The organism is Chryseobacterium elymi (assembly GCF_003385495.1).
Taxonomy (GTDB): domain Bacteria; phylum Bacteroidota; class Bacteroidia; order Flavobacteriales; family Weeksellaceae; genus Chryseobacterium; species Chryseobacterium elymi.
In genome coordinates this window covers 96,746-111,937 of record NZ_QNUH01000009.1, presented here as the reverse complement: position 1 = coordinate 111,937, position 15,192 = coordinate 96,746, and the positions used below count along the sequence as shown (strand labels likewise).

General features: G+C 37.4%; 15 protein-coding genes. 3 read left to right on the top strand and 12 right to left on the bottom strand.

Features of this window, described 5'->3' with window-relative positions:
* Window positions 1-18 precede the first annotated feature (18 nt).
* On the top strand, window positions 19-144 hold the full coding sequence (locus DRF60_RS21785) for a cupin domain-containing protein (RefSeq protein ID WP_262510878.1): 126 nt from the start codon (window positions 19-21) through the stop codon (window positions 142-144).
* Window positions 145-198: 54 nt separating this feature from the next.
* Window positions 199-1,254 carry an NAD(P)-dependent alcohol dehydrogenase gene (locus DRF60_RS12230; protein ID WP_116012325.1) on the top strand — a complete coding sequence of 352 codons (1,056 nt, stop codon included), beginning with the start codon at window positions 199-201 and terminating at the stop codon, window positions 1,252-1,254.
* Between the two features lie 60 nt (window positions 1,255-1,314).
* On the opposite strand, the gene DRF60_RS12225 is transcribed toward DRF60_RS12230, so the two are convergent.
* Window positions 1,315-1,743, bottom strand: a complete 429-nt coding sequence (locus tag DRF60_RS12225) for a winged helix-turn-helix transcriptional regulator (protein ID WP_116012324.1) — start codon at window positions 1,741-1,743, stop codon at window positions 1,315-1,317.
* 80 nt (window positions 1,744-1,823) lie between these two features.
* On the opposite strand from DRF60_RS12225, the gene DRF60_RS12220 reads away from it, so the two are divergent.
* Window positions 1,824-2,708, top strand: coding sequence for an NAD(P)H-binding protein (locus tag DRF60_RS12220; RefSeq protein ID WP_116012323.1), 885 nt, complete (start codon window positions 1,824-1,826; stop codon window positions 2,706-2,708).
* Between the two features lie 87 nt (window positions 2,709-2,795).
* On the opposite strand, the gene DRF60_RS12215 is transcribed toward DRF60_RS12220, so the two are convergent.
* The 11 genes from DRF60_RS12215 to rpoC form a co-directional block, all read right to left on the bottom strand.
* Window positions 2,796-4,052 carry a hypothetical protein gene (locus tag DRF60_RS12215; RefSeq protein WP_116012322.1) on the bottom strand — a complete coding sequence of 419 codons (1,257 nt, stop codon included), beginning with the start codon at window positions 4,050-4,052 and terminating at the stop codon, window positions 2,796-2,798.
* Window positions 4,053-4,077: 25 nt separating this feature from the next.
* Window positions 4,078-5,361 (bottom strand): alkaline phosphatase family protein, encoded by a 1,284-nt coding sequence (locus tag DRF60_RS12210; protein ID WP_116012321.1) that lies wholly within the window; start codon window positions 5,359-5,361, stop codon window positions 4,078-4,080.
* Window positions 5,362-5,469: 108 nt separating this feature from the next.
* Window positions 5,470-6,315, bottom strand: a complete 846-nt coding sequence (locus DRF60_RS12205) for a GNAT family N-acetyltransferase (protein WP_116012320.1) — start codon at window positions 6,313-6,315, stop codon at window positions 5,470-5,472.
* A 174-nt stretch (window positions 6,316-6,489) separates the two neighbouring features.
* Window positions 6,490-7,239: a T9SS type A sorting domain-containing protein gene (locus DRF60_RS12200; RefSeq protein WP_116012319.1), complete on the bottom strand. Its 750-nt coding sequence runs from the start codon at window positions 7,237-7,239 to the stop codon at window positions 6,490-6,492.
* A gap of 1 nt (window position 7,240) precedes the next feature.
* The gene (locus DRF60_RS12195; RefSeq protein ID WP_116012318.1) at window positions 7,241-7,765 is read right to left on the bottom strand and encodes an ankyrin repeat domain-containing protein; all 525 of its coding nucleotides are present in this window, start codon (window positions 7,763-7,765) and stop codon (window positions 7,241-7,243) included.
* Entirely contained in the window at window positions 7,762-8,307 is a 546-nt protein-coding gene (locus tag DRF60_RS12190) for a YceI family protein (protein ID WP_116012317.1), read from the bottom strand. The genes DRF60_RS12195 and DRF60_RS12190 overlap by 4 nt, the downstream gene beginning before the upstream one ends.
* A gap of 11 nt (window positions 8,308-8,318) precedes the next feature.
* The gene (locus DRF60_RS12185) at window positions 8,319-8,660 is read right to left on the bottom strand and encodes a c-type cytochrome (protein ID WP_167443728.1); all 342 of its coding nucleotides are present in this window, start codon (window positions 8,658-8,660) and stop codon (window positions 8,319-8,321) included.
* A gap of 1 nt (window position 8,661) precedes the next feature.
* The gene (locus tag DRF60_RS12180) at window positions 8,662-9,504 is read right to left on the bottom strand and encodes a DUF5777 family beta-barrel protein (RefSeq protein WP_116012315.1); all 843 of its coding nucleotides are present in this window, start codon (window positions 9,502-9,504) and stop codon (window positions 8,662-8,664) included.
* A 126-nt stretch (window positions 9,505-9,630) separates the two neighbouring features.
* A complete protein-coding gene (locus DRF60_RS12175) occupies window positions 9,631-10,281 on the bottom strand; it encodes a Crp/Fnr family transcriptional regulator (RefSeq protein WP_116012314.1) in 651 nt (216 codons plus the stop codon).
* Between the two features lie 248 nt (window positions 10,282-10,529).
* Window positions 10,530-10,835: a DUF3467 domain-containing protein gene (locus DRF60_RS12170; protein ID WP_034702050.1), complete on the bottom strand. Its 306-nt coding sequence runs from the start codon at window positions 10,833-10,835 to the stop codon at window positions 10,530-10,532.
* Between the two features lie 87 nt (window positions 10,836-10,922).
* On the bottom strand, window positions 10,923-15,188 hold the full coding sequence (gene rpoC, locus DRF60_RS12165) for a DNA-directed RNA polymerase subunit beta' (protein ID WP_116012313.1): 4,266 nt from the start codon (window positions 15,186-15,188) through the stop codon (window positions 10,923-10,925).
* Window positions 15,189-15,192 lie beyond the last annotated feature (4 nt).

Below are 15,192 nucleotides of genomic sequence, written 5' to 3'. Positions count from 1 at the left end.
GTTCTACATCCGGGAGATATGGTCAATATTCTTTCCGGTGTCATTCACTGGCATGTTGCAAGTGCGGACAGGGAATTTACCCCTATTGCCATTAACTCCAATACTCAAAACGGCATCATGGAATGGCTGGGAACCTGTAAGTAATGAGGAATACAACAATTTATAACGAACTTAATTAACTTAAATTTAAATAAACCAATGAGCACAATCACAGTAAAAGCCTACGGGGCTGAGTCTACTACGGCAGACCTGAAAGAAATGACTATTGAAAGAAGAGAAACGACATCTAAAGATGTGGAAATTGAAATTTTATACTGCGGAGTCTGCCACTCTGATCTCCACACGGCAAGAAACGACTGGGGCGGATCTTTGTACCCTGTAGTTCCCGGACATGAAATTGTAGGAAGGATAACCAATGTGGGAAGTGAGGTTTCTAAATTTAAAGTAGGTGACCTTGCTGCTGTGGGATGTATGGTAGATTCATGTGGACACTGCGACAGCTGTAAAGAAGATCTCGAACAATACTGCTTAAATGGATTTACAGGAACCTATAACGGAAAAGACAAGCATTTGGGAGGCCATACTTTTGGCGGATATTCTCAGAAAGTAGTAGTGGACGAACATTTTGTTTTAAGTGTACCAGAAAACCTGGACCTGGCTGCAGTAGCACCTCTTCTATGCGCAGGTATTACAACCTGGTCTCCATTGAGACATTGGAATGCCGGACCTGGCTCTAAAGTAGCAGTTGTTGGATTAGGCGGGCTGGGACATATGGCTATCAAACTGGCAAAAGGACTTGGAGCTGAAGTTACTTTATTCTCAAGAACCCCAGGAAAGACTGATGATGCAAAACAGCTGGGAGCTGATCACGTTGTAATTTCCACCGATAATTCACAGATGGATACGGTAAAAGGAAAATTCGACCTGATCATTGATACGGTTCCTTATGAACACGATATCAATCCTTATATGCAGACGCTTACCCTGAACGGAACTTTGGTCCTTGTAGGATTTGTAGGTGAATTCCAGAATACTGAAGTAAGTACAAGACCGATGATCTTCCAACGCCGTTCTGTTGCAGGTTCACTAATCGGTGGAATTGCTGAAACCCAGGAATTACTGGATTTCTGCGGAAAACATAATATTGTGTCGGACATTGAGCTGATCAAAATGCAGGATATCAACCATGCGTATGAAAGAATGATCAAAAGTGATGTGAAATACCGTTTCGTAATTGATATGCAGTCTTTGTAATTTCTTGGTATAGAATGAATATTAACAGAAACAGGCGCTTCGGATTGAAACGCCTGTTTTTTATTTTTCAAGGTTTTGGCTAAAAGCATTCTGATCCTGATTCAAGATATATTTGTTTCCTTCAGTACATTTGTTATCATTCCTTTCCATATCCTGAAATGCCCATGCTGCCATCGCATCGATAACAGGAGCCAGCTCATTACCAGCTTCACTTAATTTATAGGTAACATGAGGAGGTACTACAGGTTTGGCCGTTCTGATAATTAAGCCATCAGCTTCAAGCTGTTTAAGATGCTGAATCAGCATTTTTTCTGTTACTGCAGGAATTGCTTTTTTCAGTTCGCTGTATCTTTTTTCTCCTGTGGAAAGATTAAACAGGATAATTGGTTTCCAGAATCCGCCAATTCTTTCCATGACGTACATTACAGGGCAATTCTGTACTGTTTTTTTATTCTCCTGAATGGTTGAACTTTCTTTAATTGCCGTCATATCTACATACTTTAGGGTAAGTACTTGTATAAAAGTAAGTACAAATATAACTTTGTAAAAGAAAATAAACAACATTTAATATGAAAATTATTGTAACAGGTTCTTTAGGGAACACCGCAAAACCGTTAGCACAACAATTAATTGCAGAAGGTCATGATATTACTGTAATTAGCAGCAGTGAGGAGAAGAAAAGTGAAATTGAATCTTTAGGAGCGAAAGCTGCCATCGGTTCTATTACTGATGTCAATTTTCTGGTTAAAGCATTTGAAGGTGCTGATGCAGTATTTGCAATGACTCCACCGATCATGGGGGAGAACAATATTGTAGAAAACACGGTGAATGCAGGAAAAAACTATGCTGAAGCCATTACAAAAACAGGAATAAAAAGGGTTGTCATGTTAAGCAGCGTGGGAGCTGATTCTCCGGTTGAAAACGGTCCGATTAAAGGGCTTCATCATATTGAAAAATTATATAATGAAGTAGACAATACCTCTTTTACTTTTTTAAGAGCCGGATATTTTTATAATAATTTTTTCAATGACATTCCATTGATTCAGAATGCAGGAATCATTGGAGGAAATTATCCTGCAAGTGTTGAAGTACCGGTGGTACACCCCATTGATATCGCCAAGGCAGCGGCGGAAGAGCTGGTAAAAAGCGGAAGTGCGAACAGTATCAGATATATTGTGAGTGATGTACGAAAAGCTGCTGATTTTGCTAAGGTTCTTGGGACTGCTGTTAATAAACGTGAACTTCCATGGGTTGAATTTTCTGATGAAGATTCTTTAAACGGAATGCTTCAGGCCGGGTTACCTGAAGATATGGCCCATCTGTATGTAGAAATGGGTAGAGGTATAAGAACCGGCGTTGTACAGAAGGATTTCACTGATCATGGCTCTCCTGTTACAGGAAAGGTTAAGTTAGAAGATTTTGCCCGTGAGTTTTCTAATAAATTTAATATCTGATTTCTTTTTCCTGAAACAAAACAGATTTTTCTAATAACAGTTTCGGCGAGCCTTTGGCTCGCCGAAACTGTTATTATTTATTTTCAATTAATACAATTCATATTTACCTGACTGTGAAATAGTCCTGTTACCCTTAATTATTACTGATTTTCCTTCATAAATAAAATTAGTCTCAGATCCTTTCTCAAATTCATTCTCCAGTAGCTTTCCATCTTTAAATTTGGAACGATAATCCGTAATATTAACCAATTGTTTTTTATCATTATACTGATAAACTGTTTTATGTCCATAAGGATATTTAACGGTATAATTTTTCACTTCAGCCAGTAATCCGTTTTTATACATATAATCTTTAAAATAAATGTCAGAATTTTCTGTAATCGGAATTTTGCTTTCTGAAGATTTTACCATCAAGTTTTTATCATATACATATCCTTTTTGGGATTGAAGCTTGTTGTTTGAATATTCTGATATCTCAGTAATGTTATTGCCTGCATCATATTTATAAGGGATGAAATTCTTCTTAGAACCTATTCTTATCAATCTGTTTTTATTGTCATAAGTAGCAGAATCTTTCTGTCCTTTATTGCCGGATTGATATTTCCCGTCCTGGTAGTCTTCAGTAGAATAAGATATTGCAATCAGATTCTTTCTGCTATCATAAATATATTGGTTGGTATTGCGTCTCTCAAAAAGCCACTGTTTTTTTTCAGTTCTTTTCACTTCCGACAGCAGTCCGTTTTTATAAAAGTACTGCTCGGTTATGCCTCGATATTTAGCTTCAGAAATATTACCATCCTTATATATAAACTCCCCCGTATCAGAACCTATAATTTTTCTATTGCTTCCATTTATTTCAATTTTTTCTTTCTTGTAAGAGACAACCTGATTTTTATTATTCAATACAGCTGTATAAACACTTTCTGTACTTTGGGGATCCATTATTGCCGCAGTTCCAGTGCCATTTTGTTTCATCTCTTCATTTCCTCTTCGCATCGATTCTTCATTATAAGATTCAATACGGGTTTTGTCAGCTATTGAAATAGAGCGGCTTTCAGTAAGTATTCCATTCTTATACTGACAAACATTTGTTGATTGATAATAATCTTTAGCAATATTTTTGGTACTGATGAGATTTCCATTCCTGTCATATTCCTGAATACTGTTTCCTCTTTCCATTGTCTTAATTGGAAGTTTTTTAAGAAATCCGAATTCAACCTGATGGTCGGGAAATTCTACCTGAGGTCTTTTTACTCTCAATTCGGTAAGCTCAAACTCCTTGCAGGATGAAAGTTGCGAAAATGATTTACAGAAAATAAAAAAGAATATAATTACGTATCTCATATGCATTTAATTTTTAAAGTTTTTCTTATTTTCTGTCTTTTACTATTTCTTTCAAAACCTTCAATTTTCCATCTATAGGCTGCTCAATCTTTAATCCTAAAACCTCAGCAACCAAAGGATAAACATTGATGTTATCAAATTCACTGATCACCAGATTATTTTTAAATTCCGGTCCCCAGGCAAAGAATGTGGCTTTCATTTCCGGAACAATTTTAGGATTGTAACCATGCTTTCCAACAGATGTTTTCTTGCCTTTTTCTAAGAATATTTTTGGAGCCTTTGGGATCAGAAGGATCTGCCCTATTCTATCATACTTATCATCTTTGGTAGCAAAATGCAGGTATTTGGGCAGTTTTTTATCAAGATATACTTCGTAATCATCTGTTTTATGAGCTTTTAATTCTTTGTAAACTGTTTTTACCTCATGCTGATTTTTAACATATACTCTTAAAAGGGTTTGAGAATTATAAAAATCGAATCTGTTTTTATCAAAAAGAGCTGCCGGAATTTCCAAGGGTGCTCTCCCATCTACTTTGATCATTCCGTGATCGGAAACAAAAATAAAGTTGACATTTTCCAGCCCTAGGTTATTGACTTTCTGAACAAGCTCTCCAATTGCGCTATCAATCAAATGAACAGCCTTTTCTGTTTCTTTGGTATCCGGTCCATGATGATGTCCGCTTCCATCTACTTCCGGGAAATATAATGAAATAAAGTGTGGTCTTTTATCTTCCGGTAATTTCAGCCAGTTTACTACTTTTTCTACTTTTTCAGAAGGAGTGAATTTCTCGTGGTAAGGATAATAATAAGTAGGTCTTATTCCTCCGGCATCACTGGCAGATCCTACCCACATTAAAGAAGCTGACACCATTCCCTGTTTTTCAGCGAGTCCCCAAAGCGGAGTTCCTCCATACCAGCTTCCGTCTTCAGCATTTTTCTTATTGCTCATGGCATAAGCTTCATTTCTCTTATAATCATAGAAAAAGTTATCGATCAGGCCATGATGTGAAGGATAAAGTCCGGTGATTAAGCTCCAGTGGTTAGGAAAAGTAATACTTGGATAACTCGGAATCATCGCTTCAGCCTTTACACCGTCATGAGCAAGTTTCAAAAGGTTTTCAGCGTTATACTTCCGGGCATAGTCATACCGGAAACCGTCTGCAGATATCATAATTACATAGGGTTTTGACTGTGCTTCTGTACCGTTTTGTCTTCCCGGGATAGCCACCTGGGCAGTATCAATATTTACCTCCTGCGCAAATGCCGTAAAGGAAATGAGCATCAGTAAAAAATGGATTCCTCGCTTCATTATTTTAAATTTTCGGCAAAGTTACATCCTATACTTCTGCCTGAAAAGTTTAAGAGATTAAAAGTATATTAAAACCTATTATTTTTTTTGAATCAAAATTAAAGTTCATTAAATAGGTCTTTTCATTTCAAACTGTGATAACCAATTGTTTAGTCCTATTCTTTCACTAAGAAACCTGCTTGTATTTTCTGAGGAATCGTCTACATTGTTCAATGCTATAGCTTGTCCGCCATTTTTTTCTTTAATCGCATTAAAAAGCTTTGTACCAATTCCCTGATTTCTATAATTTTTGTCTACTGCAAACTGATATATTTTTTTAGCTGCAGGATTATACACAATATATCCAACCAATGTATTCTCGTCATAAGCCCCTAAAGTCAAATAATTTTCCGGCATCGGTTTCAATACGAAAACAGATCCCTGCCATGAAGGTTCAACATCCCAGAAAGAGCACAGCACATCCCATTGAAAGTCTTTTAACTCACGTATGGCAATCTCATCGTTTTCTTTTCCTTGTTGAATACTTCCATTAAAACAAAGCAATCTTCGGACAATAGTAAACCCTAAATTTTCATATGCCCTGATTGCATTATGATTTCCTTCAATCACTTCAAGAAGTAAAGTATTGGCATTTCGTTCTTTTAAAACAGGGATGATAAAATCATACATTTTTCTCACCAGTCCCTTTCCTCTGCTTGCCGGAACCACTCCTGTTCCACCATTGTAGATGATTTTTTCTCCATTTTCATTTTTTTCAGACTGGAGAATAAAACCCACAAGTTTTCCTTCTTCAAAGGCTCCTGCAGATAAACTCATATTTAATTTCTCTGCAGCAATTTTTGAGATAAGCACCTCTTTTGTTAAGTGAAAAGGAACAACATAATCAGAAAATGAATGATTGAATACCGATAACAACTCATCTACAGTTATATTTGCTAAGGTTTTGAATTCCATTGATGTTTAAAATTATAAGGTTTAGAACCTACTTTTTGTTAAGAATTGGGATATATACAAATATATGAATTTACAGCTATCTCACTGGAATTGGTACTTTAAGAAAAAAATGATACCCCTGAAAGGTCAGAGGTATCTGTTAAAAAAAATATTCAGGTATGTTTTTCCGGAAATTTATTCTTTAATCAGTTTTTCATAAGATGTAGTTCCATCCTTAAGCTGAATTTCAAGATAATAACTTCCTGATCTCAGATCTTCAACACTGATGCTTTCACCTTCAGGTTTTACTGATTTTACTTTTCTTCCTGTTGCTTCGTAGATATCAATAGACTTTATTTTATCAGAGTTTCTAAAATTCACTGCTGCTTTAGCAGGATTTGGGTAAAGATTTACCTTTTTGCTATTGGCCGCAATTTCGTTGGTTGATAAAGAAGAGGCGGTCATTGTTAATGATGCATATCCTCTTCCTGCATCGTGGTACCCTAATGAAGTCCCTCCGCTTTTTCTGGAATAGAAAATATTAATTGTTCCTGCTGCATTAGCAATGGCAAAATCTCCGGATCCTCCGGTAAGAGATCTTGTTGCTACTACAGTCCTTGTGGATCCCGAAATGGTATTGGAAGTTTCTGTCCAGTCCTGAGAAACATCGGCCGAAGGTGGATTAGGAACTCCACTGAACGAATAGTCTCTATTGGCAGAAGAGTTATAAATAAAGCCATCTGCACCAGCAGCCATCCCTGTAGTTCCAAAACCAATCCCCAACATAGAGTTGCTGTCACCTGTTACTGTGATCGTTACCCCGGTAGGAGTTGTGTCTAATTTCACCGTCATGGCTGTATTCGGTAAATTTACCGTTCCAGACGAAAACTGCGCCAATGCAAAGTTGGCAAGAAGTACGCTAAGCGCTAGTAAAGTTTTTTTCATATCAATTTTTTAAGAGATTAATAATTTCTTTGTTATTGGTTTGTAATGCATATTCAAAAGGCGTCATTCCCATTGAATCTTTCCTGGTTTTATCTGCTTTATATTTAAGCAGTTGCTCTATCAGATCTTTATTTCCGGATTTTACTGCCCAGAATAAAGGAGTATATCCAGTAGCGTCGGCAATATTGGGATCTGCTTTTTTCTTTAGCAGGTGTTCTACCAGATCTTTATTGTATTTTATAGCAAGACCGGCTAATGCTGTTCCTTCACGACTTTTATAATTGACATCTTTTACGTTGTCAATCAGAAAATCAGCAACGCTTACATTTCCTCTGTAACAGGCTAAAATAAGTGGGGAAAATCCGTTTTCGTTAACTTGATTAATAACATCCGGATTTTGTTTCATCAGCTGCTGCACTTCTGGCACTGTTCCGCTTCTGGCAATATCAAATATTGATTTTGCCTTTTCCTGAGCAGATAACCATGAGCTCAGAAATAGTCCTAATGCTAAGATTAAATTTCTCATTGTTTTGTCATTACATAATTGTATTCTACATTGACACTTTCAGCGATCTTTTTGGTTACTACTTTTGGGATAGTCACTTTGTGATCGGCAGGTTTTGCCACAAAACTTCCCTGCATGTAGATTTTCCCGTCTTTACTGTAAATGGTAGCTGTGGAAGAAACGACTTTATCTACTCCATGAAAATTCAGGGTGCCCTGAACGGTATATTTCTGCGGTGAAGCTGTAAGTTTTGTTTTATCAAAATTCACAATCTTTCCTTTGAAGGTTGCTTTGGGATATTTTGCCGTTTCTGCATAGCTTTCATTGAAATGTTCTTCCATTAGTTTGGTTTTAAAATGAAAGTTTTTTACCACCGAAACGGAAGCCATTTCCCCATTGTCCGCATTCAGAATAACAACATTATTATCATCCTTAGCATACACATCTTCGAACAGCGGAACGGATGCCTCAAAGATTACGCTACCTGTTTTGGAACTGTATTTCTGGGCTGAAACAAAGCCTGCAAAAAACAGTATACTGCTTATTAATACTAATTTTTTCATATCAAATATTTTTAATTTTCAGCGAGCCCGTCGGCTTTCCATTTTATAAAGGTGTTAATCTGTGTCTGAGATAAGGAGCCACCCTGTGGCATTTTTCCGGGGTCTCCATTGGGTCTTTGTATCCTGTTGAGGATACCATCAATATTGTTTTTTACATCTGTATAGGTTGTAAGAGGCTTAAAGCTTCCCGCAGCATGGCATCCAATACAGTTATTGTCAACAATTGATTTTACGTCGGAATTATATTTTACAGTCGCTGTGATTGGAGTATTATCTGAAATCTCTTCATAGGTCCTGCTGTCACAAGCAATAAACATGGCGGCTGATGATAATAGGTATAGTATTTTTTTCATCTTAAAAAACTCTGTAAAGGTTAAACCCAAAGAAAATCTGTCCTTTCCCCCACTTTCCCACCGCATTGGAAAGATACCCAATATCTGAATTGATCTGGGAATTCGAAAATAAAAGCTGGAAAACATGCCCTCCGGTTTCTATATCCATTCCAAGTGACAGAGGATTCTTATAGAAGCTGTGGTCATCGAAATTCACAAAATATTCTGCGTTAATAGAAATTCTTTTGGAAATTTTATAACGACTACCCAATCCGGCAAGAAACTGATTTTTATTTTCAATGGCCGGATCATAAAGATTTTTATGAATATATGAAGGAGTCAGCTGTAAAGAAAACTTATCATTGAATCTTCTTGATATCAAGGCCTGTGTAAGATAGGAAAGTCTGTCACTGAATCTGAGATGAGGATAATTATCCTTATCCAGGTCTGTATTTAGAGCCATTACGTTATAACCTACAATCTCTGCCGGAAAATTTTCTGATTGTTTTACAAGTTTATACTTTACAGCTCCTTCGAATGTTTTCATATTTGTCTCCCTGGAAAGACTGACTGAAATACCGTCTGTAACACCGTAAATGACCCCTAGTTTAGTAGAAGCATCGTCCAGACCGAAAAAGTTTTTAAACCCTGTACTGATGTCTCCGAAACGGTGAGCCACAATAATGTACCACTCATTTTTGGCTGAGAGCTTGGTGGATTGTCCTGTAACGATCTGCAGGGCTTTAAAAGCTGGCTGTGAAGCTGATGTAGTTGTTTTAAGAGTGTCAATATCTTTTAGCAGGTCTTCCTGTGCTGAGACAAGACCTGAGGCAAATACCGACAAAAATAAGAGAGTTTTTGTCATATACAATTTGAATTAAATTATGATATGACAAACTTATTGAGTTATCGATTCAAAAGTATGTGATAAAAGTCACCATAAGAATTGTTTTTATCAATGATAAAAACAGAATAATTAAAACATTATATATTAGACAGGTCTAACATTTTCATTAACAAGGATTTTGATCCCTTCTTTAGTCTGAAGAATTTCGCCCTCGTTTTCAATTTTTTTCAAAACCCTGCTCACAACCTCCCGAGAACTACCCAAATTGTTGGCTATTTCACGATGTGTAATCTTTAAAGGGTTGTTTCCTGTGACTGAAATCTGCTGACGGATATAGTTCAAAACCCTTTTGTCGAGTCTGTGGAATACGGCATCATTCACCATATTCATAACATCTGAGAAACGTCTATCATATTCGTGATAAAATACCCTGTTGATTTCCGGAAAACGGATCAGCCAAGTGTGGATAACAGAAACAGGAATGAGGATCACTTCAGATTCTTCTTCTGCAACAGCGTAAACCCTACTGGTATAATCTGTAAAAATAGAGGAAAAGGTCATCAGACAGCTGTCATTGGGTTTTATGTAGTAATAGATCAGTTCTCTGCCATCATTGAGGGTAAAGACTTTTATGGAACCCTTAATGAGGAAGGGAACGTATTTATTTTTTTGTCCTTCCCTTATAATTTCTGTTTTTGACTTTATTTCAGTAATAATCGCATTCGCATGCAGCTCATTTAAAAAATCATCACCCAAAAACCCAAATTTGCTAAGGATAAATTGGTTATTTACCATATCTTCTATATTGTTTTAAAAGCAAATATATAAAATTGGCTTATTGATATAGTCAGAAAAAAAATATTCTTTAGTTATCTGATAAAAACTTAATAGTTTATTCATTGACAAATTTTAAACAATGCAATGATCCAACTTAAGCTGCGGATTCAATCTGTCTCTTGTTTCTTCAATTTTCAACTAAAATATATGGAATAAAAAATGCCTCAAATAAATTTGAGGCATTCTTATGTATTGTAAGAAAAATCTTAAGCTTGTACGTTGTTACCTCCTAATACGAAAGGCTCAACTTCTTTGATTTCTCCAAATTGCTGCTCGTAGTTAGTGATGTTTTGTTGAAGAGCAGAAAGTACTCTCTTAGCGTGAAGCGGAGCAAGAATGATTCTTGATCTTACTTTAGCCTGTTGTACACCTGGCATTAATTGGATGAAATCTACAACGAATTCAGATGGAGAGTGGTTTACCAATGCTAAGTTAGCATATACTCCAGCAGCTACCATTTCGTTTAATTCGATGTTGATGTTTCCATCTTGAGGATTTTGATTGTTGTCCATTGTTATAAATTATGTTTTTTAAATTCGAAATTTGAGATTGTGAAAATATAAAAATAAATCCAAACCTCAAATTTCAAATCATTAATTTTAGTTAAGGTCTTCAAATTCTTTTTTAGAACCTACAATTACATTCTGGTATTCTTTAAGACCTGTACCTGCAGGAATTCTGTGTCCTACAATTACATTTTCTTTAAGACCACTTAAGAAGTCTACTTTACCAGCCACAGCTGCTTCGTTCAGAACTTTAGTGGTTTCCTGGAATGATGCCGCAGACATGAATGACTTAGTCTGAAGAGCTGCTCTTGTAATACCCTGTAATACAGGCGTTGCTGTAGCAGGAAGTGCTTCTCTTACTTCAACTAAGGCCTGGTCTTCACGCTTCAACTTAGAGTTTTCATCTCTTAATTCTCTTGCAGTAATCATCTGGCCTGGCTTGAATTCTTTAGAATCACCTGCTTCAGTTACCACTTTAAGACCGAACACTCTGTTGTTTTCTTCCAGGAAGTCAAACTTATGCTCTAATGCACCTTCAAGGAACTGAGTATCACCTCCGTCTACGATAGATACTTTTGTCATCATCTGTCTTACGATGATTTCGAAGTGCTTATCGTCGATTTTTACCCCCTGAAGACGGTAAACTTCCTGAATTTCGTTTACTAGGTATTCCTGAACCGCAGTTGGACCTTTAATTCTTAAGATATCATCCGGAGTAATTGAACCGTCAGAAAGTGGCGAACCAGCTCTTACGAAGTCATTCTCCTGAACAAGGATCTGGTTGGAAAGTTTTACAAGGTAAATCTTTCTTTCACCGGTTTTAGCCTCAACAATAAGTTCACGGTTACCTCTCTTGATTTTTCCGTAAGAAACTACCCCATCGATTTCAGTAACAACCGCCGGGTTTGAAGGGTTTCTTGCTTCGAACAATTCGGTAACTCTCGGAAGACCTCCGGTGATATCCCCTGCTTTTGCAGATTTTCTTGGGATCTTGATCAAGACTTTACCAGCCTTAATTTTTTCACCATCGTTTACCATTAAGTGGGCTCCTACCGGTAAGTTGTAACCTTTCTGCTCAACTCCTTTAGAATCTACCACTTTTAAAGTAGGTACGGCTTTCTTATTTCTGGATTCAGAAATTACTTTCTCTTCGAATCCTGTCTGTTCGTCAATTTCAAGCTGGAATGAAATACCCTGGATGATATCCTCGTATTCTACTTTACCAGCAGTTTCAGCAATGATTACCGCGTTATATGGATCCCATTTAGCAATAAGATCACCTTTCTTCACTTTATCACCGGACTTAACTACTAACTGGGAACCATAAGGTACGTTAGCAATCATTAATGGTGTTCTCTGCTCGTTATCGGTAACCAATCTGAATTCTGTTGTACGGGAAACTACTACTTCCGCAGTATTACCGTTTTCATCTTCAGAAGTAATTGTTCTTACTTCGTCCAATTCTACGATACCGTCTCTTCTTGCAACAATAGATGGGTTTTCTGAAACGTTCGTGGATACACCCCCTTGGTGGAAGGTTCTCAACGTAAGCTGAGTACCAGGCTCCCCAATTGACTGAGCTGCAATAACACCTACTGCTTCACCCATATGGATCATCTTACCTGTCGCTAAGTTTCTACCGTAACATTTCGCACAGATACCTTTCTTAGTTTCACAAGTAAGCGGAGAACGAACTTCAACAAATTCCAGTCCTGCTGCTTCAATTCTTTTTGCTAATGCTTCATTAATGACCTGATCTGCTTCAGTGATTAACTCATCTGTTTCAGGATCATAGATGTTATGAAGAGAAACTCTACCTAAGATTCTTTCGGAGATCTTTTCAACGATCTCGTCATTTTTCTTAAGTGCAGTAACTTCAGTACCTCTTAAAGTACCACAGTCGTCTTCTGTAACGATAACGTCCTGAGCAACGTCTACCAATCTTCTTGTTAAGTAACCAGCATCTGCAGTCTTAAGAGCGGTATCCGCAAGACCTTTACGGGCTCCGTGAGTAGAGATAAAGTACTCAAGGATGGAAAGACCTTCTTTAAAGTTTGCCAGGATCGGGTTTTCAATAATTTCCGCACCGGTAGAACCAGCTTTTTGCGGTTTTGCCATCAAACCTCTCATCCCTGATAGCTGACGGATTTGTTCTTTGGAACCCCTCGCACCAGAATCAAGCATCATATATACAGAGTTGAATCCACCTTGATCGGTTTTCATTCTACCCATGATCATTTCAGTTAATCCGGCATTGGTATTAGTCCAAACGTCGATTACCTGGTTATAACGTTCTGTATCTGTAATCAGACCCATGTTATAGTTGGCTCTAATTTCGTCTACTGCTTCAATGGACTGAGCAATCATTTTTTTCTTCTCAACAGGAACTACAATATCTCCAAGTGAGAAGGAAAGACCTCCTTTGAATGCGTTTGAATATCCTAAATCTTTCATTGCATCCAGGAACTTCACCGTTGTAGGGAAGTCGGTATCAGCAAGGATCTTACCGATAACATTTCTTAATGATTTCTTAGTCAGAAGTTCATTGATATATCCTGATTGTTTAGGAACAATCTGATTGAATAAGATTCTACCTACGGAAGTTTCGATCAATCTTGTTACTAATTCTCCGTTTTCTTTAACAGGCAGTCTACATCTTACTTTAGCGTTTAATGATACTCTTCCTTCAGCATAAGCGATTTCCGCTTCTTCCGGAGAATAGAATGCAAGGCCTTCACCTTTTACTTTCATATCTTCTGTAGAGCTCAATTCTTTGGTCATGAAATAAAGACCAAGAACCATGTCCTGAGAAGGCACAGTAATAGGAGAACCGTTTGCAGGGTTCAAGATGTTCTGAGAACCCAGCATCAATAACTGAGCTTCAAGGATTGCTTCAGGACCTAACGGTAAGTGTACCGCCATCTGGTCACCATCGAAATCGGCGTTGAATGCTGTTGTTACTAACGGGTGAAGCTGAATTGCCTTACCTTCGATCATCTTAGGCTGGAATGCCTGGATACCCAGTCTGTGAAGAGTAGGTGCTCTGTTCAGTAAAACAGGGTGACCTTTCATCACATTTTCAAGGATATCATATACTACAGGCTCTTTTCTGTCGATGATTCTCTTTGCAGATTTCACCGTTTTTACAATACCTCTCTCGATCAGTTTTCTGATGATGAACGGCTTGTAAAGTTCTGCTGCCATATCTTTAGGAATACCACATTCGTGAAGCTGTAAGTTTGGACCTACAACAATTACGGAACGCGCAGAGTAGTCTACCCTTTTTCCTAGTAAGTTCTGACGGAAACGACCTTGTTTACCTTTCAATGAATCAGAAAGTGATTTCAATGGTCTGTTTGATTCAGATTTTACGGCAGAAGATTTTCTTGTATTATCGAATAATGAATCTACTGATTCCTGAAGCATACGCTTCTCATTTCTCAAGATTACTTCCGGAGCTTTGATCTCCAATAATCTTTTCAGACGGTTGTTTCTGATAATAACTCTTCTGTAAAGGTCATTTAAGTCAGAAGTTGCGAAACGTCCTCCATCCAATGGAACCAATGGTCTTAGTTCTGGTGGTATAACAGGAAGTACACGCATAATCATCCACTCCGGTCTGTTGATCATTCTTGTATTAGCACCTCTTAATGCTTCTACAACGTTCAATCTTTTAAGAGCTTCAGTTCTTCTTTGTTTGGAACCTTCGTTGTGAGCTTTGTGTCTTAAATCGAAAGACAATGCATCAAGATCGATTCTTTTTAACAGATCTTCAACAGCTTCAGCACCCATTCTGGCGATGAATTTGTTTGGATCGGAATCATCAAGATACTGGTTTTCCACAGGAAGAGTCTCCATGATGTCCAGGTACTCTTCTTCTGTAAGGAACTCCATATTATCGAAGTCGGAACCGTCTAATTTTTTAGCAATACCCTGCTGAATCACTACATATCTTTCGTAGTAGATGATCATATCTAATTTCTTAGAAGGAATTCCTAAAAGGTAACCGATTTTGTTCGGTAATGAACGGAAATACCAGATGTGCGCAATAGGCACTACAAGGTTGATGTGTCCGATTCTCTCTCTTCTTACTTTTTTCTCAGTAACTTCTACTCCACAACGGTCACAAACGATCCCTTTGTAACGAATTCTCTTGTATTTACCACAAGCACATTCGTAATCCTTTACCGGACCAAAGATTTTTTCACAGAACAAACCGTCTCTTTCAGGTTTATGTGTTCTGTAGTTAATAGTTTCCGGTTTTAAAACTTCCCCTCTTGATTCCTGAAGAATCGATTCCGGTGAAGCTAAACCGATGGTTATTTTATTAAATCTACTTGATTTATTTTTATTTGACATTTTT

Excerpts from the sequence above, each read along its gene's own strand:
- DRF60_RS21785 (WP_262510878.1), top strand. The coding sequence starts at position 19 with ATGGTCAATATTCTTTCCGGTGTCATTCACTGGCATGTTGCAAGTGCG.
- DRF60_RS12230 (WP_116012325.1), top strand. The coding sequence starts at position 199 with ATGAGCACAATCACAGTAAAAGCCTACGGGGCTGAGTCTACTACGGCA.
- DRF60_RS12225 (WP_116012324.1), bottom strand. The coding sequence starts at position 1,743 with ATGACGGCAATTAAAGAAAGTTCAACCATTCAGGAGAATAAAAAAACA.
- DRF60_RS12220 (WP_116012323.1), top strand. The coding sequence starts at position 1,824 with ATGAAAATTATTGTAACAGGTTCTTTAGGGAACACCGCAAAACCGTTA.
- DRF60_RS12215 (WP_116012322.1), bottom strand. The coding sequence starts at position 4,052 with ATGAGATACGTAATTATATTCTTTTTTATTTTCTGTAAATCATTTTCG.
- DRF60_RS12210 (WP_116012321.1), bottom strand. The coding sequence starts at position 5,361 with ATGAAGCGAGGAATCCATTTTTTACTGATGCTCATTTCCTTTACGGCA.
- DRF60_RS12205 (WP_116012320.1), bottom strand. The coding sequence starts at position 6,315 with ATGGAATTCAAAACCTTAGCAAATATAACTGTAGATGAGTTGTTATCG.
- DRF60_RS12200 (WP_116012319.1), bottom strand. The coding sequence starts at position 7,239 with ATGAAAAAAACTTTACTAGCGCTTAGCGTACTTCTTGCCAACTTTGCA.
- DRF60_RS12195 (WP_116012318.1), bottom strand. The coding sequence starts at position 7,765 with ATGAGAAATTTAATCTTAGCATTAGGACTATTTCTGAGCTCATGGTTA.
- DRF60_RS12190 (WP_116012317.1), bottom strand. The coding sequence starts at position 8,307 with ATGAAAAAATTAGTATTAATAAGCAGTATACTGTTTTTTGCAGGCTTT.
- DRF60_RS12185 (WP_167443728.1), bottom strand. The coding sequence starts at position 8,660 with ATGAAAAAAATACTATACCTATTATCATCAGCCGCCATGTTTATTGCT.
- DRF60_RS12180 (WP_116012315.1), bottom strand. The coding sequence starts at position 9,504 with ATGACAAAAACTCTCTTATTTTTGTCGGTATTTGCCTCAGGTCTTGTC.
- DRF60_RS12175 (WP_116012314.1), bottom strand. The coding sequence starts at position 10,281 with ATGGTAAATAACCAATTTATCCTTAGCAAATTTGGGTTTTTGGGTGAT.
- DRF60_RS12170 (WP_034702050.1), bottom strand. The coding sequence starts at position 10,835 with ATGGACAACAATCAAAATCCTCAAGATGGAAACATCAACATCGAATTA.
- rpoC (WP_116012313.1), bottom strand. The coding sequence starts at position 15,188 with ATGTCAAATAAAAATAAATCAAGTAGATTTAATAAAATAACCATCGGT.